General features: G+C 67.5%; 21 protein-coding genes. 4 read left to right on the top strand and 17 right to left on the bottom strand.

Going from position 1 to position 25,866, the window contains the following annotated elements:
* Positions 1-6: 6 nt before the first annotated feature.
* A complete protein-coding gene (locus tag AC1KVE_RS15060) occupies positions 7-345 on the bottom strand; it encodes a P-II family nitrogen regulator (RefSeq protein WP_002808480.1) in 339 nt (112 codons plus the stop codon).
* 276 nt (positions 346-621) lie between these two features.
* Complete coding sequence (glnA, locus tag AC1KVE_RS15055; RefSeq protein WP_016903411.1) at positions 622-2,031, bottom strand: type I glutamate--ammonia ligase; 1,410 nt, start codon at positions 2,029-2,031, stop codon at positions 622-624.
* A 221-nt stretch (positions 2,032-2,252) separates the two neighbouring features.
* Between glnA and AC1KVE_RS15050 the strand changes: the two genes are divergently transcribed.
* Both AC1KVE_RS15050 and AC1KVE_RS15045 read left to right on the top strand, forming a co-directional pair.
* Positions 2,253-3,047: an undecaprenyl-diphosphate phosphatase gene (locus AC1KVE_RS15050; RefSeq protein WP_047124532.1), complete on the top strand. Its 795-nt coding sequence runs from the start codon at positions 2,253-2,255 to the stop codon at positions 3,045-3,047.
* A 136-nt stretch (positions 3,048-3,183) separates the two neighbouring features.
* Positions 3,184-3,996, top strand: a complete 813-nt coding sequence (locus tag AC1KVE_RS15045; RefSeq protein WP_184457756.1) for an META domain-containing protein — start codon at positions 3,184-3,186, stop codon at positions 3,994-3,996.
* A 108-nt stretch (positions 3,997-4,104) separates the two neighbouring features.
* On the opposite strand, the gene AC1KVE_RS15040 is transcribed toward AC1KVE_RS15045, so the two are convergent.
* The 12 genes from AC1KVE_RS15040 to AC1KVE_RS14985 form a co-directional block, all read right to left on the bottom strand.
* Positions 4,105-4,716: a YbhB/YbcL family Raf kinase inhibitor-like protein gene (locus AC1KVE_RS15040; RefSeq protein WP_005912167.1), complete on the bottom strand. Its 612-nt coding sequence runs from the start codon at positions 4,714-4,716 to the stop codon at positions 4,105-4,107.
* An 875-nt stretch (positions 4,717-5,591) separates the two neighbouring features.
* Positions 5,592-7,664 carry a tetratricopeptide repeat protein gene (locus tag AC1KVE_RS15035; protein ID WP_481092575.1) on the bottom strand — a complete coding sequence of 691 codons (2,073 nt, stop codon included), beginning with the start codon at positions 7,662-7,664 and terminating at the stop codon, positions 5,592-5,594.
* Between the two features lie 58 nt (positions 7,665-7,722).
* Positions 7,723-8,709 carry a YheT family hydrolase gene (locus tag AC1KVE_RS15030; protein ID WP_102255367.1) on the bottom strand — a complete coding sequence of 329 codons (987 nt, stop codon included), beginning with the start codon at positions 8,707-8,709 and terminating at the stop codon, positions 7,723-7,725.
* A 63-nt stretch (positions 8,710-8,772) separates the two neighbouring features.
* On the bottom strand, positions 8,773-9,672 hold the full coding sequence (locus tag AC1KVE_RS15025; protein WP_180969535.1) for a lysophospholipid acyltransferase family protein: 900 nt from the start codon (positions 9,670-9,672) through the stop codon (positions 8,773-8,775).
* A gap of 21 nt (positions 9,673-9,693) precedes the next feature.
* Entirely contained in the window at positions 9,694-10,122 is a 429-nt protein-coding gene (locus AC1KVE_RS15020; protein ID WP_440584794.1) for a hotdog fold thioesterase, read from the bottom strand.
* 344 nt (positions 10,123-10,466) lie between these two features.
* A complete protein-coding gene (locus tag AC1KVE_RS15015) occupies positions 10,467-12,482 on the bottom strand; it encodes a phospholipase D family protein (RefSeq protein ID WP_481092576.1) in 2,016 nt (671 codons plus the stop codon).
* Complete coding sequence (locus AC1KVE_RS15010) at positions 12,479-13,051, bottom strand: YceI family protein (RefSeq protein ID WP_024939492.1); 573 nt, start codon at positions 13,049-13,051, stop codon at positions 12,479-12,481. Before AC1KVE_RS15010 ends, AC1KVE_RS15015 begins: the two co-directional genes overlap by 4 nt.
* Positions 13,052-13,054: 3 nt before the next feature.
* Complete coding sequence (locus AC1KVE_RS15005; RefSeq protein WP_016904234.1) at positions 13,055-13,531, bottom strand: SixA phosphatase family protein; 477 nt, start codon at positions 13,529-13,531, stop codon at positions 13,055-13,057.
* Positions 13,532-13,545: 14 nt separating this feature from the next.
* The gene (locus AC1KVE_RS15000; RefSeq protein ID WP_016904235.1) at positions 13,546-14,178 is read right to left on the bottom strand and encodes a ParA family protein; all 633 of its coding nucleotides are present in this window, start codon (positions 14,176-14,178) and stop codon (positions 13,546-13,548) included.
* Positions 14,179-14,330: 152 nt separating this feature from the next.
* Positions 14,331-15,404: a hypothetical protein gene (locus AC1KVE_RS14995; RefSeq protein WP_481092577.1), complete on the bottom strand. Its 1,074-nt coding sequence runs from the start codon at positions 15,402-15,404 to the stop codon at positions 14,331-14,333.
* 65 nt (positions 15,405-15,469) lie between these two features.
* Complete coding sequence (locus AC1KVE_RS14990) at positions 15,470-16,387, bottom strand: AEC family transporter (RefSeq protein WP_016904237.1); 918 nt, start codon at positions 16,385-16,387, stop codon at positions 15,470-15,472.
* Positions 16,388-17,194: 807 nt separating this feature from the next.
* On the bottom strand, positions 17,195-17,833 hold the full coding sequence (locus AC1KVE_RS14985) for a hypothetical protein (RefSeq protein ID WP_046345310.1): 639 nt from the start codon (positions 17,831-17,833) through the stop codon (positions 17,195-17,197).
* 193 nt (positions 17,834-18,026) lie between these two features.
* Here AC1KVE_RS14985 and AC1KVE_RS14980 point away from each other — a divergent pair, with 193 nt between their 5' ends.
* The gene (locus AC1KVE_RS14980) at positions 18,027-21,734 is read left to right on the top strand and encodes an indolepyruvate ferredoxin oxidoreductase family protein (protein ID WP_481092578.1); all 3,708 of its coding nucleotides are present in this window, start codon (positions 18,027-18,029) and stop codon (positions 21,732-21,734) included.
* Between the two features lie 254 nt (positions 21,735-21,988).
* Here the strand turns inward: AC1KVE_RS14980 and AC1KVE_RS14975 are convergent, their stop codons facing one another.
* The 3 genes from AC1KVE_RS14975 to egtB are packed head-to-tail and all read right to left on the bottom strand — an operon-like array spanning position 21,989 to position 24,546.
* Entirely contained in the window at positions 21,989-22,258 is a 270-nt protein-coding gene (locus AC1KVE_RS14975; protein WP_481092579.1) for a DUF3253 domain-containing protein, read from the bottom strand.
* A 15-nt stretch (positions 22,259-22,273) separates the two neighbouring features.
* The gene (gene egtD / locus AC1KVE_RS14970) at positions 22,274-23,260 is read right to left on the bottom strand and encodes an L-histidine N(alpha)-methyltransferase (RefSeq protein ID WP_481092580.1); all 987 of its coding nucleotides are present in this window, start codon (positions 23,258-23,260) and stop codon (positions 22,274-22,276) included.
* Entirely contained in the window at positions 23,257-24,546 is a 1,290-nt protein-coding gene (gene egtB, locus AC1KVE_RS14965) for an ergothioneine biosynthesis protein EgtB (protein WP_164740847.1), read from the bottom strand. The genes egtD and egtB overlap by 4 nt, the downstream gene beginning before the upstream one ends.
* Before the next feature lie 65 nt (positions 24,547-24,611).
* Between egtB and AC1KVE_RS14960 the strand changes: the two genes are divergently transcribed.
* Positions 24,612-25,793: an aminotransferase class V-fold PLP-dependent enzyme gene (locus AC1KVE_RS14960; RefSeq protein WP_481092581.1), complete on the top strand. Its 1,182-nt coding sequence runs from the start codon at positions 24,612-24,614 to the stop codon at positions 25,791-25,793.
* Positions 25,794-25,866: the final 73 nt, after the last annotated feature.

Here is a 25,866-nt window from a genome sequence, read left to right as displayed (position 1 = left end):
GGGGACTCAGAGCGCATCGGCGCCGATCTCGCCGGTGCGGATGCGCACGACTTGCTCGATCGCGGTCACGAAGATCTTGCCGTCGCCGATCTTGCCGGTGCCGGCGGCGTTCTGGATCGCCTCGACCACTGCGTCCAGCCGGTCGTCGGTCACCACCGTCTCGATCTTGATCTTGGGCAGGAAATCGACGACGTACTCGGCGCCGCGGTACAGCTCGGTGTGGCCTTTCTGGCGCCCGAAACCCTTGACCTCGGTCACGGTGATGCCCGACACGCCTGCTGCGGACAGGGCCTCGCGGACCTCGTCGAGCTTGAACGGCCGGATGATGGCGGTGATCAATTTCATGCGCATACCCCGAATGGTGGAAAAGACCGGCCGGCATTGCGCCGCCCGGCGGTGTCATTCACCTGGATGCCAACCCCGGCATCCGCGCGTTCGCGATTACGCAGACCTCGGCCGATGCAGATGCATCCGCCCCGTGGGAGAGGTCAGGCCCGCGCGTCGCGAACTGTGTGCTCTCTCAATACCCCTTCGCTCCCCGGCCGGTGCCGTGGAGCGATCAAACATGTGCGGCGATGGCGGAGGTGGGAGGGGGAGCCTCCGCCATCACCGCGGTGGAACTCAGTTGCCGTAGTACAGCTGGTACTCCAACGGGTGGGTCGCAGCACGGAACTTGGTCACTTCCTGCATCTTCAGCGCGATGTAACCGTCGATGAAGTCGTCGCTCATCACGCCGCCGGCCTTGAGGAACTCGCGGTCCTTGTCCAGCGCTTCCAGCGCCTGATCCAGGCTGGAGCAGACCTGCGGGATCAGCTTCTCTTCTTCCGGCGGCAGGTCGTACAGGTCCTTGTCGCTCGGCGCGCCCGGGTCGATCTGGTTCTTGATGCCGTCCAGGCCGGCCATCATCAGCGCGGTGAAGGTCAGGTAGCCGGACTGCAACGGATCGGGGAAGCGCATCTCGATGCGGCGCGCCTTCGGGTTGGTGACCCACGGAATGCGGCACGAGGCCGAACGGTTGCGGGCCGAATAGGCCAGCATCACCGGCGCCTCGAAGCCCGGGACCAGGCGCTTGTAGCTGTTGGTGCCGGAGTTGGAGAAGGCGTTGATCGCACGTGCGTGCTTGAAGATGCCGCCGATGTACCACAGCGCCATCTGCGACAGGCCGCCGTAGCCGTCGCCGGAGAACAGGTTGACGCCGCCCTTGGTCAGCGACTGGTGCACGTGCATGCCCGAGCCGTTGTCGCCCACGATGGGCTTGGGCATGAAGGTCGCGGTCTTGCCGTTGCGGTAGGCAACGTTCTTGATGATGTACTTCATCGTCAGCAGTTCGTCGGCCTTCTGCACCAGCGAGCTGAACTTGGTGCCGATCTCGCACTGGCCAGCGGTGGCCACTTCGTGGTGGTGCACCTCGGTCTCGATGCCGACCTGTTCCAGCGTCTTGATCATTTCCGCGCGCAGGTCGTGCAGCGTGTCGGTCGGCGGAACCGGGAAGTAGCCACCCTTCACGCCAGGACGGTAGCCGCTGTTGCCGCCGTCGTACTTGGCGCCGGTGTTCCAGGCAGCCTCTTCCGAGCCGACCTGGAAGAAGGTGTGGCCCATGTCGTTGGCAAAGCGCACCGAATCGAAGATGAAGAATTCCGGCTCCGGGCCGAAGAACGCCTGGTCGGCGGTGCCGGAGGACTTCAGGTAGGCCTCGGCACGCTTGGCGATGCCGCGCGGGTCGCGCTCATAGCTCTGCATGGTGGCCGGATCGAGGATGTCGCAGGTCAGCACGATGGTCGGATCGGCGAAGAACGGATCCAGATACGCAGTGCCGGCGTCCGGGAGCAGGACCATGTCCGACTCGTTGATGCCCTTCCAACCCGCGATCGAGCTGCCGTCGAACATCTTGCCTTCTTCGAACAGCGCCGGCTCGATGATGTTGGCCGGGAAGGTGATGTGCTGCTGTACACCACGCATATCGACGAAGCGCAGGTCGACAAACTCGACCTTGTTGTCCTTGATCAGCTTTTCAACATTTTCCACGGACATCGGAAGAAACCTCTGCAGGAGTTAAGTGGCTCGTGAGCGGAACTACAGCAGGGACCATGCCAAGCGCCGGATCTTCACAAGTCCTTGATTTTGCTTGCATCGCTTGAGGCCGCTCACGTCTAGCTAGCACCTTTTAGGTGCTAAGCAATCGCATGGTGCACCGATATGGTGCATGCCGCAATGCACTATCCTGACGCCTCCCCCATCCCCTCTCCAGTCCGATGTCCGATCTGATTTCCGCCCTGCTGTTGGGCATTCTCGAAGGCCTCACCGAATTCCTGCCGATCTCCAGCACCGGCCACCTGCTGATCGCCGAACAATGGCTCGGACGCCGTTCTGACTTCTTCAACATCGTCATCCAGGCCGGCGCGATCCTGGCGATCTGCCTGGCGCTGCGGCAGAAGCTGTGGACCCTGGCCACCGGCCTGGGCCAGCGCGACAACCGCGACTACGTGCTGAAGATCGGCGTGGCCTTCCTGGTTACCGCGGTGGTCGGGCTGATCGTGCGCAAGGCCGGCTGGCAGCTGCCGGAAACCGTGCACCCGGTGGCCTGGGCGTTGCTGATCGGCGGGCTGTGGATGCTGGTGGCCGAGCACTTCGCCGGCAAACTGCCCGAGCGCGACGTGGTGACCTGGAAAGTGGCCATCGCGGTCGGTCTGGCACAGGTCGTCGCCGGTGTGTTCCCCGGCACCTCGCGCTCGGCCTCGGCGATCTTCCTGGCCATGCTGCTGGGCCTGAGCAAGCGCTCGGCGGCGGCGGATTTCGTGTTCATGGTGGGCATCCCGACCATGTTCGCGGCCAGCGGGTATGCCCTGCTGGAGATGTACAAGGAAGGTGGCTTCGGCAGCGAGAACTGGGCCGATGTGGCGGTGGCCTTCGTGGCGGCGACCATCACTGGTTTTGTGGTGGTGAAGTGGCTGCTGGGCTACATCAAGAAGCACCGCTTCACCGTATTTGCGGTCTACCGCATCGTGCTGGGCGCCGCCCTGCTGCTGTGGCTGCCGGCGCTGGCCTGAAACGGCCACGCGGTCGCGTGTCGTGCCGGCTGAGCCGGCGCGGCATGCGAGGCACATGGCCGGGCAGTGACTTGCGTCATTGCCCTGGCCGCGCGGTGGCGGTATCACTGACATATCGATCACCGGGAGCCGCCGCATGCGTGCCGTGTTGTTTGCCCCTGCACTGCTGGCAGCGGGCGTGACGGCCTGCGGGTCGAGCACGCCGCCGCAGGCGCCCGGATCCAGCGCCGACGCCGCTGCCGCCGAGCCGGCCGCGACCAGCTCAATCGCCGCCGACAACGCGCCACTGCAGGCCACGTTGCGGGCGCAACACTGGCAGCTGCAGCAGGCCAGCGATGCGCACGGCACTGCCTTGCGCAGCCTGTTCGTCGCCGGCACACCGCCCTTGCAGCTGGATTTCAGCGATCACCGCATCCAGGTCAGCCAGACCTGCAACGCATTGGGCGCCGACTACAGCGTGGCGCAGGCGCATTTGCAGATCGGCCGGGTGGTGTCGAGCAAACGCCTGTGCGCGCAACCGCGGCGGATGGCCCAGGAGCGCGCTGCCAGCGAGTTGCTGTCCGGCCGCTTCGCGGTGGCGCTGAACACCGCGCAGGCCTCGCCGCAGCTGACCCTGACCCGCAGCGACGGCACCCGGCTGGTGTTCGGCGGTGTCGCCACGGCCGACACCCGCTACGGCGGCCGCGGCCAGACGCTGCTGATCGAAGTGGCGGCCGACACCGTGGCATGTGGGTCCGACCCGGCGCGCCAATGCCTGCAACTGCGCGAACAGGATGCGGCAGGGCAGCCTGTCACCCAGACCTGGCAAGCCTTCGAGGGCAAGATCGAAGGCTTCGAGCACGAGGCCGGCATCCGCACCCTGCTGCGGGTCACCCGCTACCCGGCCGCTGCAGGCACGGATGGCGCGCCGGTGTACGTGCTCGAGCAGATGATCGAAGCCAACGGTTGACCCGGTGTGGCGGCGATCGTGCGATTGACGCAGCACGCACCAAGGTCGCCGTTGGCCACAACCGGCCCCGCGCCGACCTGACCGGTGGCGCAGGACCGTTCGTTGCCGTCAGCGCAGCGCCGGATTCAGCGTGTAGGTGCCATGCAACGCCGCCTCGGCCAGCACGTGGCCCTGGATCGCCGCCAGCACATCGGCTGCGGTGAAGGTCTCGGGCAGGCTGAGCTGCGCCACGTCCAGCGCAAACACGCGGAAGAAATAGCGGTGCACCCGCAGGTCATTGAACGGCGGGTACGGGCCGTCGTAGCCCAGATAATTGCCGGCCATGTCGGCATTGCCGGCAAACCATTCGGTATACGAGTTCAGGCCCTGGCGCGCACCGGCCGGGCCGGCCGGCTGCTGCTTGCCCTTGGGCACGAAACCGTCGCTGCAGCTGCCTGCGGCGATCTCATGCACGTCGGCGGGGATGTCGGCCATGGCCCAATGCACAAAATCGGTGCGTGGCTGATCGACCGGGATCTGCACATCGTCGCGGCCCACGGTTTCCGGCACGGTCGGCACATCCGGATCCAGGCACAGCAGCGCGAACGAGCGCGTGCCGGGCGGCACCTCGCTCCAGGCCAGATGCGGGTTGCGGTTAGGCGCAAAGCCCTCGGGCGTTCCGGCGGCAAATTCCACCGCGATGGGCTTGCCGTTTTCGATGCTGTTGCTGGTCAGGCGCATGCAGGAGTCTCCGGGGCAATGAGGCCGACCAGGGTGCCTGGGTCCGCGCCGCAGAGGAAGCCATCGCCATGGAACCCTCTGGTGCGCCCGGCCGGGTTTATCGCGGCCGGTTCACCACGCCAGCGAACGCCGTGGCCGCGTGATCATGCATCGGCAAAGTGGACACTGCAGCGCCCGCGTGCGCGTAGCAGGGAGCGCCATATTCAGCCGGCCAATCTGCCCCGATTCGTAGGAGCGGACCTGGCCGCGACGGGGCGTTATCGGTAAAGCCACATCATTCGGTGGCAACGCATCGTCGGTGGCCGTGTTCATCGGTAACGCCTCGTCGCGGCCGGGGCCGCTCCTACGAGGTGGTGCGGGCTGCGCCGCCGAAGGCCGCCCCGGGCGTCGGCCGCGCCCACCGACAGTGAGCGCCACATTCGTTCGCCGACCAACCTGCACAGATTCGTAGGAGCGGACCCGGCCGCGACGGGGCGTTATCGGTAACGCCACATCATTCGGTGGCGACGCATCGTCGGTGGCCGCGTTCATCGGTAACGCCTTGTCGCGGCCGGGTCCGCTCCTACGAGGTGGTGCGGGCTGCGCCGCCGAAGGCCGCCCCAGGCGCCGGCCGCGCCCACCGGGCCGGGAGCGCCACATTCGTTCGCCGACCAATCCGCACCGAGCGTAGGAGCGGACCCGGCCGCGACGCGGCGTTATCGGTAAAGCCACATCATTCGGTGGCGACGCATCGTCGGTGGCGGTGTTCATCGGTAACGCTTCGTCGCGGCCGGGGCCGCTCCTACGGGGTGGCGCGGGCTGCGCCGCCGAATGCATGCCGCACCGGGCGCCGGCCGCGCCCACCTGGCAGTGAGCGCAGCCGTGCTGAGCGGTGCTCAGTCCTGCGGGTAACCGAAGCGCACCGCGATCAGCGTGAGCAGATCGAATTGCGCGCCCAGTACATTGCGGTAGTTGCGCCAGCGACCCGCGGCCAGGCGGGCCGGGCCGCGCGGTTCGACCAGCGGAAAGCGCAGGCCGAACGCCTGTTCCAGCGCGGTGGAAATGCCTTGCGGATCGCTCTCGATGCCGTCCAGGCGGATGATCCGGTGCGGATACAGATCGCGCTCGTGCAGCACGGCGAGCTGTTCCAGCGCCGTCAACAGCCAGTCGGCGGCCTGCTGTGGCGATTGCACGGCCAGCGGTGCCGGCGCGCCGGCCGACAGCCAGTCCAGCAGCATGTCGCGCGGGTCGCGCAGCGCGATCGCCAGCCGGCCTTCGGGCAGGTGCGGGCGCAGCGCGGTCAGCAAGGTGTTGTCCCACCACAGCAGCCAGTCGATGACGTTGCCGTCGTCGATACCGCGCCGCGGCAGCTGCGCCTTCCAGCCTTCCACCAGCGCCATCGGCGCCAGCTCGCCCGACGCCAGCTGCTCGACAGTGCGGTAGCTCTGCAGCGCATCGGACGGCGGCGTGCTGCCATAACGGTCGTCGCGCACCAGCGGGGTGGCCGCGCCCATCACCGCGACTAGGCGTTCGACATGCGAGCCGGGCGTGCCCCACACGAACAGCGGCCGTGCCGTCACCGTCTCGGGAATGGTCCCCAGCTCCGGCCACTGCATCGGCTGCTTGGCGGCCTGTGGTGGCAATGGCAGGCGGTGCTGGGTCTGTTCGCGCTGGAACTGCATCCAGGTCGCCACGGCCGCGTCGGGCTGGCCGGCGCGGTCCTGCACATTGCCCAGCCACGGCCGCAGCACGGTCTGCTGTGGCTCGGGCAGCGAGTCGATCAGCGATTGCACGCAGGCGATCGCCGCCGGCGGGTCGCGCTCCAGCAGCGCCTCGACGATGCGCTGCTCGCCGCTGAGGCGGCCCGGCTCCACCGCCACGATCTGGCGCGCCACCATTTCCGCTTGTTCGGCATGGCCCTGCATGTCGTGCACGCGCATCAGCGCTTCCAGTGCCGGCAGATGCTCGGGCATGGCCAGCAGCCAGCGCTCGATCACTGCCTGCGCCTGCGGCCCGCCGACCGGCTCCACCGCCAGCCGCGCCAGCCACAGGTCGTGCGCATTGGCCGAGGTGGCCAGCGCCGCGTCCAGGGTGTCGCGCGCATCGTCCACCGCGCCCAGCCGCTCCCAGGCGGTCAGCAAGGCATGCAAGGTGCGCCGGTCGGCCGGCCAATGCGCCAGCGCCAGGCGCAGGTGCGCGGCGGCCTGGTCGGGGCGGCCGGCCTGCAATTCCATCTCGCCGGCGAGCCGGCGCATGGCCGGGAGATCGCCGCCGGCCTGGGCGAACACGCCCTGCATCGCAGCCAGCGCATCGTCCAGGCGGCCCTGGCGCTGGGCCAACTGGGCGATGAAGGCGCGCAGCGCCGTACCCGGTGGATTGAGCTCGACCACGCGCTCGAAGGCGCGCTCGGCAAACGCGAAATGCTCCTTCTGCAGATACGCAAAGCCCAGCGCGAACATCACCCGCGGGTCGTCGGGCAGTTGCTCGGCGGCGCGGGTCAGCAGCGACAGCGCGCGCTCGCCCTGGCCGCGGCGCAGTTCCACCACGCCATCGACGGCCAGCAACTGCGGGTGCTCGGGCGCCAGACGCGCGGCAGTGCGGCTCAGCCGCTGCGCCTCGTCCAGATCGCCGCGCGCCACCGCCAGATGCGCCTGCATCACGTAGGCGTTGAACTGGTTGGGGTCGAGCGCGGTGGTGCGCGACAACGCGTCGTCCGCTGCCGACAGCTCGCGCATCGCCAGCAGCAGGCCGGCGCGCAGCAGATGCAGATCGGCATCTTCCGGCGTCAGCGTCAGCGCGGTTTCGATGCTGGCCAGCGCCAGCGCCGGTTGACCCTGCTGCTGCAGGGCCAGGCCCAGCCAGCGATGCGTGGCGGCGTTTTCGGGCGCGCTGAGGACCCACTCGCGGGCCAGCGCCACCGCATCGTCGGCCGCGTTGCGGCGCAGGGCTTGAAGAATGGCGTCTTGCATGGCGGAGGGCGTGTCCAGGACAAACGCCTATTGTAACGATGCGCGGGGTGCCGCCGACCTACCCCTGCGCCGCCAGCCGCTCGGCCACCCAGCGTTCGGCGAAACCATCGCCGCGGGCATTTTCCAGAAAGCCGCAGTGGCCGCCCCAGCGCGCGATTTCCAGCTGTGCATGCGCCGGCAGCTGCCAGGCGGCGAAATCCTCGAACGGAATGACCGGGTCGTCTTCGGCCATCAGGATGTCCACCGGCACCTGCAGGCCGGCCAGGCGCTCGCCGGCGATCGAATAACTGTCGAAATACGCTTCCAGCGAGCCATGCCCGGTGTGCTGCTCGGCCAGCCAGGCCATCAACCCGCGCATGTCCAGCGCCAGCGTGGCGTCGTCGTAGCCGTGCTGATCGGGGAACAGCTTGCGCTTGCGCAGCAACGACTCGCGCCACTTGCGGCGGAAATACCAATCGTAGAACTGCGGGCCCTTCTCCAGCTGCAGCATGGTCGCCGCCGGATCCAGCAACGGGCACACCGCCGCCACGCGCGCCAGCGGCAGCCCGGCCGCCGGTGCCCGCAGCGCCAGCCGCAATGCGAAATTGCCGCCCAGCGAATAGCCCGCCGCCAGCAACTGCGGCGCGGGAAACCGCCGCCACAGATCGCCCGCCGCGTTGACCACTTCCTCGATGCGATCGGAGTGGAACAGGTCCACGTTGAGGTGGTGCGTGCCGCCGTGGTCGCGGAAATTCAGCCGGAACACCTGATAGCCCAGGCCGAGCAGGCGCGCGGCGGTCAGCCGCATGTAATTGGACTCGGCACTGCCCTCCCAGCCGTGCAGCAGCAGCACCGTGCCGCGCACCGGGGCATCGCCGGGCGGGATGCTCATCCAGCCCTGCAGGCGCACGCCGTCGCCGCCGTCGAGAATGTGTTCGCTGGTGACCGCGCCGCTGGCGGCCAGCAACTGGCGGCTGCGGAGCCGGCGCAAGGCGCTGCTGCCCAGCACCGATTGCACATGCGGATTGCGCAGCCAGCGCGGCGGCAGATAGTCGGAGGCGTTCATGCGCTCATCGGGCCAGACAAGGGGGTGCCAGCCGCAGGGGTGATGAGCGCTTGCATCGTCGGCTCAGGACTCCATTGCCGCAATGATGCGTTGCCGCGAGGTATCGGCCAGGCGGCGGCGTCCTTCGATATCCAGCGCGCGGATCGGCTCGAGAAAATGCACCTCGGCCAGCCGCGACGGCTCGCCGAGCAGACGCACGATATTGGCGAAGAAACTCTCGCGCTCGCCGAACGCCACCACTGCCTGCGCATTGCCGCGCTCGCCGTAGCGCAGTGCCACCGGCTGCACCGGCACGCCGGCCTCGACCGCGGCCTGGAAGATGCGTGCGTGGAACGGGCCGACTTCGGTACCGCCACGGGTGCGGCCTTCGGGGAACACACCCACCGGCTTGCCGCTGCGCAGGCGCAGCAGCATTTCCTGCAGCACCCCGCCCAGCGATTCGGTATTGCCGCGCTGATGGAAGATGGTCTGGCCCTTGGTCGCCAGCCAGCCGACCAGCGGCCAGCCGGCGATCTCGCGCTTGGCCACAAAGCCCATCACGCGCTGGCTGTGCAGCATCGAGATGTCGACCCAGCTGACGTGGTTGGCCACGAACAGGGTCGCGCCCGGCAGCGGGGTGCCGAAGCGCCGCAGGCGGAAGCCGAAGATGCGCATCAGGTTGCCCTGCCACCAACGGATCATCAGCTCGTCCAGGGTGTCGTCGCGCCCGGTGCGGATGCGCGCCAGCGGCGGCGCCACCACGCACAGCATGGTGATCGGCAGGCAGATGCTCAGATGCACCAGCAACAACGGCACCCGATACAGGTACCGGAACCAACGCAGCACGCTGCCAGCGTCGCGCGTGGCGTCCAGGGATGACTCGCTCATTGACGGAACCGGACCGGTACCAGGGGAAGGAAGCGCAACTATTGTGACAGCAGCGTGGCCTGCGCGCAGTGCCCGCCGCGGGTGGCGCTGTTCCACCCATGCACTTGCACGGCGTGCTCAGCCATTGCTGCGCGGGACCACGGCCAGGGTCAGCCGCGAGACGCAGACGCGCTTGCCGGCCGGATTTTCGATGCTGATGTCCCAGACCTGGGTGCTGCGCCCCACATGCACCGCACGCGCAGTGCCGGTGACCAGGCCATCGGTGGCAGCGCGCAGGTGATTGGCATTGATCTCCAGCCCGACGCAGATCTGGGTGGTCATGTCCACACACAGGTTGCCGGCGCTGCTGCCCAGGGTTTCGGCCAGCACCACCGACGCACCGCCGTGCAGCAGGCCGTATGGCTGCTTGGTGCGCGCATCCACCGGCATGGTGGCGCTCAGCCAGTCGTCGCCGGCGGCGGTGAACACGATGCCCAGATGTTCGATCAAGGTGTCACGGCTGGAGGCGTTGAGGGCGGCCAGGTCGACGGGTTCGCGGAAGGTCATAGGCTGGGGATTGGGGATTGGGGATTGGGGATTGGGGATTGGGGATTGGGGATTGGGGATCGGGAATCGGGAATCGGGAATCGGGAATCGGGAATCGGGAATCGGGAATCGGGAATCGGGAATCGGGAATCGGAACAGCATCTGCGGCGCTGGGATCTGATGCAACTGCCTTTGGCTGGCGCTACGAGCCAGCCCGCGATGGTGACTTCGGCGGATGGCGGTGTGTGGCGCGCCGCCCATTTACCTACCGCAGCGCACCGCGCCATTGCAGCGGTGCGTCACTCCACGATGCACCGGTTGCCACGCGCCATCTCGATGCCGGCCCCGGGCCGGCACCGCTGCGATCAGAGGATCGGCACCAATCCTGCACCGAAGGCGGTCAGCATCCGCACCAGCAGCCATTTCGGGCCAACGTTGACCTCGGGGAAATCGCCTACCGCCACATAGCACTGCCGGAACTGCGGGTCCTGGCGCTTGAGCGGGAACGGGCAACCCGGCCCCGGCTGGAACTCGTAATTGGTGGCGTAGCGCCAGGGCCAGAAATCCAGCACCGGCAAGGCTTCGGACACCTTGCCCACGCTGTAGTTCAATCCGCTCAGCACCGGCGGCTTTTCGCGCGGGGCCACGGTCCAGGCGTTTTCCGGCGCCATGTCGCGCTCGATGCTGGCCGCCAGCGCCTGCGCAAAGCGCGCATCGTCGATCACCACCGCCGCTTCGGTGTTGTAGTTCTCGCTGCGCGGATCGAAGTTGTGCGTGCCGATCACGCCGATGCGGCGGTCCACCACCAACGACTTGGCATGCAGGCCCATGCGCGCACCGGCACGGGTCACCGGCAGCGGCCTGTTGACCGCGCGCGTGCCCAGGAACGAGGGCCGTGTCTCGGTGCGCAGCACGCGCCGATCGACCTCGCTGCCGCCGGGCGCACGGCCTGCGCCACCCCCGCTGCCGCGGATCGCAGTGCCGGCCGTACCACCGCCACCACTGCCACGCATGGCGTTGCCGGCCGCACTGCCGCCGATCACCCGGTTGACCCGACCATCGTCTTCGGCCGACTCGGCCGCCGCGGGGTTGAGCGGATCGGGCACCAGGTTGGCGTACTCCACCGGCGCGTTGAGCGGGAACGGCTTGAATTCATAGACGTTGAAGCCCAGCTCGCGCATGTTGCGGCGTTTGAACTTGTACGACAGCGCATACACGATCGGGTTGTCGGTGGCGGCCAGGCTATTGGTCGACACCACGATCCGCGGCGGCTGCGGGCGCTGGCGCAATGCGCGGAAGATCGCCTGCGCCTCGTCGGACAGCACCAGATACGGCGTCTGCAGCAGCACTTCCTGCTGCGCGCCGGCAATCAGGCCGTCCAGCTCCGGCGCGGTGGATACCGCCTTGGCGGCGTGCTCCTTGCGGTGCTTCTGCGGCAGGTCGGCCACATACAGCACGCGCTGCACCGGCATGGCCGGGGTCACGAACGCATCGCGCACGAACTGCGGATCGCGCGCCTCCTGATCGACCCGCTCCACCCGATCGGGGCGGCGGAACGTGGCCGGCGGCATCTTGGGCGCGCCCTGCTCCAGCAGCAGGCGCCCGACATCGTTCAGACGCTCGGCCGGCACGCTGCGGCGCGCGCGCCAGAACGCATCGAAATTGGCGGCCATCGCGCGTACTTCCGGCCCGGCCAGGATCACGTCGCGGTCGCGGAAGTTGTACTCGCTGTCCCAGTCGTAATAGTCGTCCTGGTAATTGCGGCCGCCGACCACGCCGAGCACGTCGTCCACCACCAGCAGCTTGTTGTGCATGCGCTGGTTGAAGCGACGGAAACAGCACACCACGCTGCCGGCATAGTCGAAGTAATTGAGCTTGACCTTGCCGAAGGTCGGGTTGTAGATGCGCAGCTGCAGGTTTTCGTGAGTGCTGGCCAGCGCACCGAGAATCTGCAGATCGGCGATCGCCGAAAGCTGATCGATCAGGATGCGCACCTTGACCCCGCGCTGCGCCGCATCGGTCAGCGCATCCAGCACCATCCGCGCGCTGTCGTCCTTGTCGAAGATGTAGGTCTGCAGGTCGATGCTGCGGGTGGCGCTGCGGATCAGGTTGAGCCGCGCCACCAGCGATTCTTCGCCGTGATCGACGATGGTGGCGTAATGCCGCGGCGCGGCCGGCGTGGAGGCGGTGATCGCCTCGCCACCCAGCGCGCGCAATGGCGAGAGCTGGGCGCAACGATTGGCCTGCGTGCAGCTGACCACGGTGCTGCGGGCAGCGGCCGCCACCCCGGCGGCACGGTTGCGTTCGATTTGCGACAGGCCGGCGCATCCGGTGCCGAGCAACAGCGTTGCCAGCACAAGCATCCTCAACAGGAACCTCACGGGCGCCGCGCCTCCTGCAACCGCCCACGCAGAATGAACGTCACCCTGTCGCCCAGGGCCATCTGCCACGCATTCATTCCGTAACGTCCACGCAGGACCGTACCTCGACTGATTACATCGCAATCATAGCCCGGCCGCGCGCATTCAGCCGGCACCACGTGCAGGGTCTCGATGTGGGTGATTCCGCGAATGGTCAGGTTGCCGGTGATGTCGCCGCCCTTCTTCACCACCTCCGCGGTATAGGGAAACGACTCGAATTCCACCACCGGATACTGCGCGACGTCGAAAAAATCCTCGCCGCGCATCCACGCCGTGTAGCGGTCCTTGCCGGGAATTTCCACCTGCGTGGCATCCAGACGGAAACGCACCTGCTGGCGCCCGTCAGGCAATTCCGCCAATTCACCCCGAAAGCGCGGGAAGAACCCCTCGATCTTCATGCCGAAGCGCGTCCTGATCTCGAACCCGAAGCGCGATTGCACCGGATCGATGGAATGCAGCTTCTGCTGCGCCATGCAGGGAAGAGCGACCCAGAGCGCGAGCCAGGCAAACCAGCGCAGCGACGATGACACGGATCAAGGCCACCAGAAGGCGGTCAGGCGGGCGATGCCCGGTTCGATGGCCGCATCCAGCGGCAGTGCCAGCAGGGCGATCGCGGCGGTCGGCATGCCGCGGTAGTCGCCGGTCTGGCCGCTGTGCATCAAGGCGGCCAGCCGTTCCAGGCCCGGGTTGTGGCCGACCAGCAGCAGGCGCTCGGCATCGCGGTGTTCGTCCACCAGGCTGGCCAGGGTGCCCGGCGTGGCGTCGTAGATCCGCTCGTCCAGGCGTTGTTCGATGTAGCCGGTGAGTTCCAGCACCGCTTCCAGCGTCTCGCGCGCACGTCGCGCCGGCGAGCACAGCACGCGGTCGGGCACCAGGCGCTGCTCGCGCAGCCAGCGGCCGGCAGATTCGGCCTCGGCGATGCCGTGCGGGGACAGCGGGCGATCCAGATCGGCCTGGCCGGTATCGGCCGGTTCGGCGTGGGCGTGTCGCAGCAGTATCAGTTCGCGCATGAAAACACTCCGGTCTAGGACTTCTTGAGCCACTTGAACAGCGGCTCCCAGTCCTGTTGATGGTCGCGCACCTGCGCCGAGCGGTAATCGAACAGGCTGCGCCCCAACCCGGCCATCACCACATAGGCCTGGGTGTCGCGCAGCTGGGTTACCAGGGGATAGGGCCAGGCGCCGATCATCTCGGCAGCTTGCTGCGAGGTCTGGGTCCAGGGACGGGCGCGGTTGAGCACCAGGCCCACCGGCAATTTGCGCTGATGCACGCGCGGCACCTTGGCCAGCGTGTTGAGGAAGCCGACCACCGCTTCGATATCCAGCGCCGAGGACAATACCGGCACCACGATGGCATCGACGTGGTCGAGGAAGCCGCTCAGGTCGTCGGCCATCGCACCGGCCGGAGCATCGATGACCAGCTGGTCGGTACCATCGGGCACCGCGGCCTGCCAGTTGCGCCGGCGGGTGGCGTCGATCGGCAACACCGCACTTTCCAGGCTGGCGCGACGCTGCGCCCAGCGCGTGGACGAGCCTTGCGGATCGGCGTCCGCCAGCACGGTGCGCTGGCCCTGCAAGGCCGCATGGGCGGCCAGATTGGTGGCGATCGTGGTCTTGCCGACGCCGCCTTTGGAGCCGGCCACCAGGACTGTCTTCATGCACGCCTCGCTTCCGGGAGCAAGCCGGCAGCGTACACCGCGACGAAGTGAGGAAGTAGTCGAAAGGCGTTAAACGTCCACCGTCGATCGCTCTCGCACTGCAGCATCGTCCGCTGGCGAATGGCCGAGGCGACATGCGCCGGCCAAGCGGATCAGCGGGTCTGGTGGCCCGGTGCGCCCGGCTGCCAACCCGCTGGCGGCTGCACTGCAAGGCCTTGACGCTGTAACCGCGCACGCAACGCCGGCACTTCGCCCTGCGTCAGGACGGCCTCCAGCTTGTCGGACATGCCATCGACGGTGGACGCGCGGAGCTGCTCCTGCTGCTGTAGCCACTGCAGTTCCCGCACCCGCGCCTGCCAGCGCGTGGCATCGGCGCCGCTGCTCAGTGCCGCCATGCCTCTGCTGCCGATCATGGCGGTGGCCAAGGTGGACTCGTCATTGGCCACGTTGTTCAGCACGGCCATGCACTCGTCGCGTAACGCGGCCGTGACACCGGTGGGGCTGCAACGCCGCATCAGATCGCCCAGCGCGGGAAGTGCATGTGCAGACCAGGCACCCATCACGAACATCGCCGCCATGTCCGCGCCAGTGGAAGGCATGCCTTGCGCGTCGAGTTGCGCGCGCAGGCTGACCGAGGCCAGCGATGGCCATTGCACGCTGTCGTAGCTGGCATGCAGGGCCTTGCCGAATGCCAGCGCACCGCTGTCGAAATGATCGGACTGCACGGCCGCCTGCCAGGCGCGCTCGGCAGCCGCCTGGTCGCCGCGGCGCTGCGCAGCCGTATAGGCACGCAGATGCACACTGGCGTTGCCGGCATCGGCCTGCTCCAGGAAAGCCAGCGCAGCGCCTGGGTCACAGCGCAACGCAGGTGCGCAACCGGCGGCTTCCATGCGTGCCACCAACGGGTCGCGCGGCCGCGCGTCCAGGGCACGCTGCAGCCAGACCCGCTGGATGGGGGCATAGCCTCCGTCTGCGGCCGACGCCGCGTCGTCCTCGGCATCGACCCACAACAGACCGGCCAGATACAGCTGCCTGGGCTCGCCGCTGGACGCCATGCTGCGCAGGCGTGCCTGCATGGTCTGGCCGACCTGGCGCGCCCATTGATCCACCAGCGGATCGTTGGCCGCAGCCGCTGTGCTCGCAGGCGCTGCCGCCATGGCCGGATGTGCCACGCAGACGCTGCCAAGCCATAGCAGCGCCGTGGTGATCAAGCGATATCCGTGCATGTATTGCTCCTGTCCATGTGGGCGCGCAGTGTTGCGGGCCAGCATTTCATACGGACCAGGCCCTATCAAGCCACCAGGCGTGCCAACAGCCAGGCCCATGCAGGCAGGGTCAGCAGCGACAGCAGGATGCTGTAGCCGACCATCGCTGCGGCCAGGCGCGGCGCCAGCCGATGCGTGATGGCCAGCGCGGCGGCGGTGATCATGGTGGGCATGGCCGATTCGAGAACGTTGGTCTGCAGCATCGCGCCATGCAGGCCGAGCGCCAACGACAGCGGCAATGCCAGGATCGGCATCACTGCCAACTTGAAGGCCAGGCCCACGGCCAAGGGTTTAAGTTCGTCCGCAGGCAGGCGCAACTGCAGCGAGAAGCCTACCGCCAGCATCACTAGCGGCAGCATCGCGTCGGCCAGGCTCTTCAAGCCCGCGCCGATCCAGGTCGGCGGCTGTTCCGGCATCACCGTCAATGCAAACAGCAATGCCCATAGCGGCGGGAAGCGCAGCACGCGCAACAGGATCAGCTTTGCGGTCGGCGGAGTGTCGCCGCTGTAGCGGGCCAGCACATACAGCCCGAACGTCGATAACAGCACGAAGGTGCCGAACTGGTCGTAGACCACCGCATACGGCAGGGCGTGATCGCCGATCAACGCGCGCACCATCGGAAAGCCGATGAAGCTGGAGTTGGTGAACACCACGCACATCAGCAGCGCGGCGTATTCCTCGCGCTTGAACCGGAACAGGCGGCTGCAGCCCCATAGCAGCGGCACGATGATTGCGGTCAGCAGCCACGGGGTGGCGATCACCCCACCCAGCGAGGCATCCAGGTGCAACCGCGGCACATAGGTCAGCACCGAGGCTGGCAGGCAGATGTACAGCACGATGCGATTGAGTACATCGGCGCTGTTGTCCGGCAGCACCCGCAAGCGCGCGAACAGCAGGCCGAGCCCCAACATCGCCAGAATCAACGCAAATGCATCCACCGCCATGGCGTGGTCATGTCCGTGGGAAAGCGACACTCAGCATCGCATAGTGGGCGTGTCGTGCCTGGATCAGTGACGGGCTGGATCGGCGACGGGCTAAATCGGCAAGCATGCCTACGCGTGGCGCAGATCGGTCGCTCAACGCCTGGCGACAAGCATGTCGAGGCTTGCCGCTTCCGGGATGTTGCCAAAGCTAGTCAGTCGAGGGCTCGGCGCCCTCACCGCACTAGGAAGTTGGTCGGTGGCCGAATGAAAAACTGCTTGCTCGATGCATCGACCATTGAGCCATTGAGCCGGCCCATCATTCTCCAGCGATGCACATCGCGCACCGCTCTTGACCGTGCACACCGACCATCTCGACGGGTCCTTGCCCGCTCACCGTCGCGGGACCTTACGCGGCATGGATGCCGCGTAAGAGCCTACACGGACGTACTTGCGGCGTGTCCCGCGATGGTGGGCGGGCAAGGGCCCTGCAGCCAAACCGCAGATCAACCGCTCTACGATTGAGCTATCGCACGGACGACTACCTCAAAAGACCGACCATCTCGACCAGTCCTTGCCCGCCCACCGTCGCGGGACCTTACGCGGCATGGATGCCGCGTAAGAGCCTACATGGACGTACTTGCGGCGTGTCCTGCGAGGGTGGGCGGGCAAGGGCCCTGCAGCCCAGCCGCAGATCATCCGCTTTACATGTGATCCATCCGCACAGGCCAATCGCAAGTCGCGATGGCCAGCCGGCGCCGGCCACAAACGCCGTGCGACGTGATGTACAGCAGCGCGCTACGGGGCTTTCTGCAGCGCGCCGCCGCCGAGTTACGGAAACGCCGGCGGGTTCGCCTGCCATGCCGCAAAGACCTCGGCCAGGCTGGCGCGTTCGGCCTCGCGCCAATCCGGCAGCAAGGTGGCGTAGCTGGCGGTGCTGCTCCAGCGATCCGGCCAGGTGCGCACTGCGGCGGCATACCACTCGACCGCTTCCTGCTTACGCCCGCTGCGCCATAGCGCCAGCGCCGCAGTCGTCGGCAACCAGGCCGGCGCGGCCGGGCGGCCGTTGGCCAGGCCGGCCCACTGCTGCAAGGCCTTGTCGGGCTGGTCGGCGCGCAACAGATCCCAGCCGTAGTTCCAGGTGATGGCACGGTATTGCTGGCTGCCGTTGGAGACCAGCCCCAGGGCACCCTGGTAGAGCTCGTCGCCCAACTGCGTGCGTCCCCCGGCATAGGCCAGCGAGGCCAGTTGCGCGCGCGGCTCGGCCGCGCGGGCGTCACGCTGCACCATCGCCGCCAGGCGGTCGACCACCGCATCGCCCTGCCCCTGTACCGCGACCACGGCCTTGGTGGTGCCGCGATCTTCGTCGAAATAGAACTCCTTGGGCTTGGGCAGGTTCTGCGCCTGCGCCATCGACCACACGCCCCCGAGCAAGGCCAACATCGCGGCCCATGCGTATTTCCTTTTCACTGGCTTTATCCCCTGACAGCAAACGACCCTTCCCGTCCCCATCGTAACCGCAGCGCGACGGCTGTGCATCCGCATGCAACGGGCGCGTGAAGGGCGACTGTTACACTTTGCACCGCCGTTTTGGAATCCGTCGGGCAGGTCATTGGTTTCAGATGACACGCACCGGGTCCCAGCCACCCTTTCCGGGCACGCCATGACCAGTACTGCTGCACTCTCTTCTCCCGACTCTGCCAACACGCCGGAGCTCGGCCAGGTGGATGCGGATTACACGCTGGAGCACAAGTACACGCGTGCCGACGGGCGCATCTACCTGTCCGGCGTGCAGGCGCTGGTGCGGCTGCCGTTGATGCAGCGCCTGCGCGATGACGCCGCCGGCCTTGCGACCGCCGGCTTCATCAGCGGCTATCGCGGCAGCCCGCTGGGCGGTTTCGACCTGGAGCTGTGGCGTGCGCGCAAGCATCTGGACGCGGCCAGGGTGACCTTCACCCCCGGCCTCAACGAAGATCTGGCCGCCACCATGGTCTGGGGCACCCAACAGACCAACCTGTTCCCCGGTGCCAAGGTGCAGGGCGTCTACGGCATGTGGTACGGCAAGGGCCCGGGCGTGGACCGCAGCGGCGATGTGTTCAAGCACGGCAACGCCGCCGGCACCTCGCCGTATGGCGGCGTGCTGGCACTGGCCGCCGACGACCATGCCTGCCGCAGCTCCACCCTGCCGCACGGTTCGGAAGAAGAATTCGTCAGCGCGATGATGCCGATCCTCAACCCGGCCGGGGTGCAGGACATCCTGGACATGGGCCTGCTCGGCTGGGCGATGAGCCGCTATACCGGGCGCTGGGTCGGCTTCAAGACCATTGCCGAGACGGTGGAGTCGTCGGCCTCGGTGGATGTGGATCCGTTCGCACGCAGCATCGTGTTGCCGGAGGACTTTGCGCTACCGGCGGGCGGCCTGAGCATCCGCTGGCCGGACCCGCCGGTGGACCAGGAAATGCGCCTGCACCGCTATGCGATCGCCGCCGCACAGGCCTTCGCACGGGCCAACCAGATCGACAAGCTGGTGCTGGATTCGCCACATGCGCGGCTGGGCATCGTCACCACCGGCAAGAGCTATCTGGACGTGTTGCAGGCGCTGGAATACCTGGGCCTGGATGCGCAGGCCTGCGCGCAGATCGGCATCCGCGTGTACAAGGTCGGCATGACCTGGCCGCTGGAGCCGGTGGGCATCAGCGCGTTCGCGCGCGGGCTCGACGATATCGTGGTGGTGGAAGAGAAAAAGGCCTTCATCGAGCGCCAGATGAAGGAGCTGTTCTACAACTGGCCGGCCAGCGCCGGTGCACGGCCGAGCATCGTCGGCAAGTACGACGAGCAGGGCGAATGGATCCTGCCGTCCACCGGCGAGTTGACCCCGGCCACGATCGCCGCGGTGATCGGCAAGCGCATCCAGCGCTTTGCACTGCCGTCCAGCGCGATGACCGAGTCGATCGAACAGCGGCTGCGCTGGATGGACAGCAAGGAGGCCGAAATGGCCTTGCCGCGCGCGCTGTTCCCGCGCGTGCCGCATTACTGCTCCGGCTGCCCGCACAACACCTCCACCGCGGTGCCGGAAGGCTCGCGTGCGCTGGGCGGCATCGGTTGCCATTACATGGTGACCTGGATGAACCGCTCCACCGACACCTTCACCCATATGGGCGGCGAAGGCGTGACCTGGTCGGGGCAGGCGCCGTTCACCGAAACGCCGCACGTGTTCCAGAACCTGGGCGACGGCACCTATTTCCACAGCGGCTCGCTGGCAATCCGGCAGTCGGTCGCCAGCGGCGTCAACATCACCTACAAGATCCTCTACAACGATGCGGTGGCGATGACCGGCGGCCAGCCGGTGGACGGCACGCTCACCGTGCCGGACATCGCGCAGCAGCTGCGCGCCGAAGGCATCCACACCATCGCGGTGGTCAGCGACGACATCGGCAAATGGACGCGCCGGCGCGAGCGCTTCCCCAGCGAGGTGGCGTTCCACGATCGCAGCGAACTGGATGCGGTGCAGCAGCAGTTGCGCACGGTCAAGGGCGTGTCGATCCTGATCTACGACCAGACCTGCGCGACCGAAAAGCGCCGCCGCCGCAAGCGCGGCAAGCTGGTCGACCCGCCCAAGCGCGTCATGATCAATTCGCTGGTGTGCGAAGGCTGCGGCGATTGCGGCGAAAAGAGTTTCTGCGTGTCGGTGCTGCCCAAGGAGACCGAATTCGGCCGCAAGCGGCAGATCGACCAATCCAATTGCAACAAGGATTATTCCTGCGTGTCGGGCTTTTGCCCGAGCTTTGTCACCGTGCATGGCGGTGCGCCGCGCAAGGGCAAACAGCGCGATGCCAGCGCCTTGCTGGGCAACCTGCCCGCGCCGCCGCAACGCACCACGCTGCAACAGCCCTGGAACATCCTCATCACCGGCGTCGGCGGTACCGGCGTGGTGACCATCGGCGCATTGCTCGGCATGGCCGGGCACCTGGAAGGCAAGGGCGCCACGGTGCTGGACCAGACCGGCCTGGCGCAGAAGGGTGGCGCGGTGACCACGCATATCCGCATCGCGCGCCGGCCGGCCGATATCCACGCGGTGCGCATCGCGGCCGGCGAAGCGGATCTGGTGCTGGGCTGCGACATGGTGGTGGTCAACGATTATTGGGCCCTGTCCAAGGTGCGCGACGGCCGCACCCAGGTGGTGCTCAACACCTACGAAGCGATGCCGGGCAACTTCACCACCCAGCCGGATCTGCAGTTCCCCGCCGCCGAGATCATTGCCGGCGTGCGCACCGCATTGGGCGGCCAGGAGCCGCTGTTGCTGGATGCCACGCAACTGGCGACCGCGCTGCTGGGCGATGCGATCGCCAGCAACCTGTTCGTGCTCGGCTATGCCTGGCAACACGGGCTGGTGCCGTTGTCGCATGCCGCGCTGATGCGCGCCATCGAGCTCAATGGCGCGGCGGTGGCGATGAACCAGCAGGCGTTTGCGTGGGGGCGCCTGGCCGCGATCGACCTGCCGGCGGTGCAGCAGGCCGCAGGACTGCGCAAGGGTGGCGAGCGTGCGCATGCACAGGGCGATACGCCGCCAGTGCGCGCACCGGGCAGCTGGGAAGAGCACGATCTTGGCGGACAGACCGCACCGCATGCGCTGGCGCAGAGCGACGGCAACACGCTGCATGGCGATGTCGATGCGCCCACGCATCCGCTCGACGACGAGCAGCTGGCGCAGTCGCTGGACGAAGCCATCGCGCGGCGCGCGGCGTTTCTGACCGACTACCAGGATGCCGCCTACGCACAGCGCTATCGCAGCCTGGTCGAGCGCGTACGCACGCACGAAGCGCAACAGGCGCCCGGCAGCAGCGCGCTGAGTGAGGCAGTGGCGCGTTACTTCTTCAAGCTGATGGCCTACAAGGACGAATACGAGGTGGCGCGGCTGTATACGCGTGGCGACTTCCAGCGCCGGTTGCAGCAGCAGTTCGACGGCGACTACACCTTGCACTTCCATCTGGCACCACCGCTGTTGGCCAGGAAGGATGCGCACGGCCACGCGATCAAGCGCGAATACGGGCCGTGGATGTTCACTGCCTTCAAGCTGCTGGCGCGGCTGAAGTTCCTGCGCGGCGGCAAGCTGGATGTGTTCGGCTACAGCGCCGAACGGCGTGGCGAGCGTCAGCTGATTGCCGACTACGTGGCAACAGTGGACACGCTGCTGCAACGGCTGGATGCCGACAACGTCGGCCTGGCCGCGCAGATCGCCAGCATTCCCGAACATATCCGCGGCTATGGGCATATCAAGCACGCGCACCTGCAGGAAGCCAAGGCACGCGAAGCCGCGCTGCTGGTGCAGTGGCGCAATCCCAAGGCCTTGCATGTGGTGCAGGCGGCGTAGGTCTGCGGATCAGCGTTGCAGGATCAACGCGTTGCGCGCCGACCCGATGAGGTGTTGCCGGTAGTGCGGCAGTGACAGGCTGGTGGGTCGTGGCACAGACGCCGCGCAACGGCCGCTGCTGCGTCGACTGATCACGTTTGCCGCATGACGGCGGTCAGTGCCGGCTGAGGCGATGGGCTGCCGGCGTCACGATCGGCTCGCCAAGGCGCTCCTGCCGCGCACGCGAGCGGTGCTGCGCCTGCAGCGCCCACCCGTCATTCGAAATGCAGACCGCGTTTCAGGCGGACCGGCCCACGCACAGTTCGCACATCGACCACTTCACCGCTTTGGCTGATCTGCACCACGTCCCTGCCAGCCAGATCAGCAGCAACGCTGCGGATCTGCGGCATCAGCGCGCGCCAGCGCGCTTCGTCGCCGCTGAGTGCGCGGGCAACCTCGGACGGGCAGATCGATTGCTCCGGCCGCCGGCGCGCCAGTAGCGCGCGGATGGTCGCGACGATATGCGCCTCGTCGATCCGTTGCACGCCAGACGCCAGAACTCAGAGCGGGCGCAACACGCGCAGGCCGAACCAGTCCTTGGCATCGTTCCAGCCGTGAGTGACTTTCAGCCCCGCAGCGGCGGCAAGTTCGGCAAAGCGCGCGTCGGTGTACTTGTAGCTGTATTCGACCTGCATCGCCTCGCCTTCGGCAAATTCGAATGCCTTGCCGCCCACCTGCACGCGCTGGGCGCGCTGGCTGATCAGGAAGGTTTCGATGCGGCCGCGCTCCCGCGCATACACCGCGTGGTGGCGGAAGCCGTCCAGATCGAAGTCGCTGCCGATCTCGCGGTTGAGCCGCGCCAGCAGATTCAGGGTGAACTCGGCAGTGACGCCGGCCGCATCGTTGTAGGCGGCCTCGATCAGGCCGGCATCCTTGTCCAGATCGATGCCGACCAGGGCGCACCCGTCGCTGCCCATGGTCTGGCGCATCGCATCGAGCAACTCGACGGCGGCATCATCGGTGAAATTGCCCAGCGTCGAACCGGGGAAGAACACCAGATGCCGGCGCGCCGGGCGCTGCGCCTGCGGCAGCTGCAGCGGCTTGGTGAAGTCGGTGCATACCGGCAGCATCTGGATCTGCGGGAACTGCTGCGCCAGCCGCGCGGTGCTCTCAAGCAAGGCCGTGCGCGAGATTTCCAGCGGCGTGTAAGCCACCACATCGCGCAGGCCCTGCAGCAGCAATTCGGTCTTGCGCCCGCTGCCGCTGCCGTATTCGACCACGTGCACGCCAGCGCCGATCGCCTGCGCGATCGAGGCCATGCTGGCCTCCAGCAAGGCCAGTTCGGTGCCGGTGAGGTAATACTCCGGCTGCCGGGTGATCGCCTCGAACAACTGCGAGCCGTGCGCATCGTAGAAATACTTCGACGGCAGCGTCTTGGGCGTTTGCGACAGGCCGGCCAGCGCGTCGGCGGTGATGTCATCCGGTTGCGGGCGCAGGTCGGTCAGCGCGGCGTGCGCGCGTTGCATGGCATGGGCGGCGGCGTTCAAGGCAGATCCTTGGCAAGGCGCACGCCGGCAAACTGCCAACGCGCATCGGAGGGAAAAAAGTTGCGGTAACTGGCGCGGACATGGCTGGCCGGCGTGGCACAGCTGCCACCGCGCAGCACCCATTGCGCATTCATGAATTTGCCGTTGTATTCGCCCAGCGACCCGGGCCACGGCGCAAAGCCGGGATACGGCAGGTAGGCGCTGCCGGTCCATTCCCAGACATCGCCGAACAACTGCTGCAGGCCGGTATCCACCGCGTCGGCGCCGCGCGGATGCAAGGCGTCGCTATCGACGAAATTGCCCTGCACCGGCACACCGGTGGCGGCCTGTTCCCACTCGGCTTCGGTGGGCAGGCGTGCGCCGGCCCAGCGCGCGAACGCATCGGCTTCGAACAGGCTCAGATGGCATACCGGCGCATGCGCGTCGCGCGGGCGCCAGCCATCCAGGGTGAACTCGCGTCCGTCCGCGTCCCAATACAGCGGGTGCTGCCAGCCTTGCGCCTGCACCATCGCCCAGCCATCGCTGAGCCACGCACCGGCACTGCGGTAGCCACCGGCGTCGATGAACTGCTGGAACTCGGCGTTGCTGACCACCCGATGCGCCAACGCATGCGCACCGACCAGCACGCGGTGACGCGGCGACTCGTTGTCGTAGGCGAAGGTGTCGGCCTGCGGCCATGCCGCTGCGCCGATCTCCACGATCTGTTCGTCGCGTGCCTGCCAGCGCAGCGTGCTGGCGACGGCCGCAGGCGGTGCCGGCGCATCGCGGTACGCTGGCTGCAGCGGATTGCTCCACAGCGCGTGCTTGATATCGGTCAACAGCAATTCCTGGTGCTGCTGCTCGTGCTGTATGCCGAGCTGCACGATGGTGCAAGCCTGCGCGTCCAACACCCCATCGCGAAGTCGCTGCTGCATCTGCGCATCGACTGCGGCCCGGTAGTCGCGCACCTGCTGCAACGACGGCCGCGACAACACCCCGCGACGCGCGCGCGCATGCATCGGGCCCACGCTCTGGTAGTAACTGTTGAACAGGAAATCCCAGGCCGGGTCGAACACACGGTAGGCCGGATCGGCCTGCAGCACGAAGCGTTCGAAAAACCAGGTGGTGTGTGCCAGATGCCATTTGCTGGGGCTGGCGTCGGGCATGCTCTGCACCATTGCGTCTTCAGCGCTCAGGGGTGCGGCGAGGCGATCGCTCAGCGCGCGGGTCTGCGCGTAGCGTTCCAGCAGCGTCAGCTGCTGTTGCTGGTGGTGGCCCAGCAGAGATGAGAGTGCAGACATCGCCATATGCTTGAGGAGCGCCTGTGAACGCGCCGTGTCGGCAGCGTGGCAGCCAGCGGTAAGCTGTCGCCATGTCTTCTTTTTCTCTGTCCAGCCTGCTCGCCGCGCCCGTCGAATGGGAACGCCGCCAGCAGGCATTTGCGTTACCTGCCGACATCACCTATCTGGATGCCGCCTCGCGCGGCCCGCTGCTGCGCGCGGTGCAAGCGGTCGCGCATCAGGCGGTGGATGCGCTGGCCACCCCGTGGCAGCTGCCGTTCGATGCCTGGCTGCAGGACATCGAGCGTTTGCGCACGCTCGCTGCAGGCCTGTTCGACGACGATGCCGACGGCGTGGCAATGCTGCCCTCGGCCGCGCACGGCCTGGCGACTGCCGCACGCAACCTGCCACTGCGACGCGACGAGGCGGTGCTGCTACTGGAAGGCCAGTTCCCCTCGAACCTGCTGATCTGGCAACGCCGCTGTGCCGAGGTGGGCGCGCATATCGTGGCGGTGTCCACGGCCGGTGGCGATGCCTTGACCGCGGCGGTGCTGCAGGCCATCGCCCAGACACCGGCCTTGCGCATCGTGACCTTGCCGCATGCGTACTGGCTGGATGGACGACAGCTCGATCTGGACCGCATCAGCGCCGCGGTGCACGCACGCGGTGCGGCGCTGGTGCTGGATCTGAGCCAGAGCCTGGGCGTGCTGCCGACCGACCTGCCGCGCTGGCGGCCGGACTTCGTGGTCAGCGTCGGCCACAAATGGCTGCTGGGGCCGATGGGGCTGGCCTGGCTGTGGGTGGCCCCGCAATGGCGGGCGCACGGCGTGCCAATCGAAGAACACTGGATCGGCCGCGATGCCGGCAGCAGCTGGGAATTTCCGGTGGCCCAGGCGCCGTCCTATCGCAGCGGTGCGCGCCGGTTCGATGCCGGCGGCGTTGCCGATCCAATGAGGATCGCGATGGCGACGGTGGCCTTGCAGCAGGTCGCTGCCTGGCAACCGGCGCGCATCGCGCAGGCGCTGGGCGCGCTCACCGCGCGCTGGGATGCGGCGCTGCAGGCACGCGGTCTGGGCAGTTGGTGCACGCCCGCCCACGCGGCGCATCTGACCGCGTTGCAGCCGCCAGCAAACCGGCTGGATGCGGTGGCGACGGCGTTCGGCGCGCGCGGGGCGATCTGCACACGCCGACACGGACGTCTACGTATCGCACCGCACCTCAATGTCACCGAGGATGCGCTCTCAGCCCTGATCGCAGCGCTGCCAGCCGCCTAACCGTAGGAGCGGACCAGGCCGCGACGGGGCGTTACCGGCTAAGCCACATCGCGGCCGGGTCCGCTCCTACGGG

The sequence above is a fragment of the Xanthomonas sp. NCPPB 2864 genome (assembly GCF_056675615.1).
The sequence above is the reverse complement of the archived record's forward strand: the minus strand, read 5'-3'. Positions and strand labels throughout refer to the sequence as shown.

What these genes read in the sequence shown, in the direction of transcription:
- AC1KVE_RS14990 (WP_016904237.1), bottom strand. Translation starts at nt 16,387, where the DNA reads ATGGCGGTGGATGCATTTGCGTTGATTCTGGCGATGTTGGGGCTCGGC.
- AC1KVE_RS14960 (WP_481092581.1), top strand. Translation starts at nt 24,612, where the DNA reads ATGTCTTCTTTTTCTCTGTCCAGCCTGCTCGCCGCGCCCGTCGAATGG.
- AC1KVE_RS14980 (WP_481092578.1), top strand. Translation starts at nt 18,027, where the DNA reads ATGACCAGTACTGCTGCACTCTCTTCTCCCGACTCTGCCAACACGCCG.
- AC1KVE_RS15030 (WP_102255367.1), bottom strand. Translation starts at nt 8,709, where the DNA reads ATGAACGCCTCCGACTATCTGCCGCCGCGCTGGCTGCGCAATCCGCAT.
- AC1KVE_RS15020 (WP_440584794.1), bottom strand. Translation starts at nt 10,122, where the DNA reads ATGACCTTCCGCGAACCCGTCGACCTGGCCGCCCTCAACGCCTCCAGC.
- AC1KVE_RS15035 (WP_481092575.1), bottom strand. Translation starts at nt 7,664, where the DNA reads ATGCAAGACGCCATTCTTCAAGCCCTGCGCCGCAACGCGGCCGACGAT.
- AC1KVE_RS15000 (WP_016904235.1), bottom strand. Translation starts at nt 14,178, where the DNA reads ATGAAGACAGTCCTGGTGGCCGGCTCCAAAGGCGGCGTCGGCAAGACC.
- AC1KVE_RS14995 (WP_481092577.1), bottom strand. Translation starts at nt 15,404, where the DNA reads ATGCACGGATATCGCTTGATCACCACGGCGCTGCTATGGCTTGGCAGC.
- egtB (WP_164740847.1), bottom strand. Translation starts at nt 24,546, where the DNA reads ATGGCGATGTCTGCACTCTCATCTCTGCTGGGCCACCACCAGCAACAG.
- AC1KVE_RS15050 (WP_047124532.1), top strand. Translation starts at nt 2,253, where the DNA reads ATGTCCGATCTGATTTCCGCCCTGCTGTTGGGCATTCTCGAAGGCCTC.
- AC1KVE_RS15045 (WP_184457756.1), top strand. Translation starts at nt 3,184, where the DNA reads ATGCGTGCCGTGTTGTTTGCCCCTGCACTGCTGGCAGCGGGCGTGACG.
- AC1KVE_RS15060 (WP_002808480.1), bottom strand. Translation starts at nt 345, where the DNA reads ATGAAATTGATCACCGCCATCATCCGGCCGTTCAAGCTCGACGAGGTC.
- AC1KVE_RS15040 (WP_005912167.1), bottom strand. Translation starts at nt 4,716, where the DNA reads ATGCGCCTGACCAGCAACAGCATCGAAAACGGCAAGCCCATCGCGGTG.
- glnA (WP_016903411.1), bottom strand. Translation starts at nt 2,031, where the DNA reads ATGTCCGTGGAAAATGTTGAAAAGCTGATCAAGGACAACAAGGTCGAG.
- AC1KVE_RS15005 (WP_016904234.1), bottom strand. Translation starts at nt 13,531, where the DNA reads ATGCGCGAACTGATACTGCTGCGACACGCCCACGCCGAACCGGCCGAT.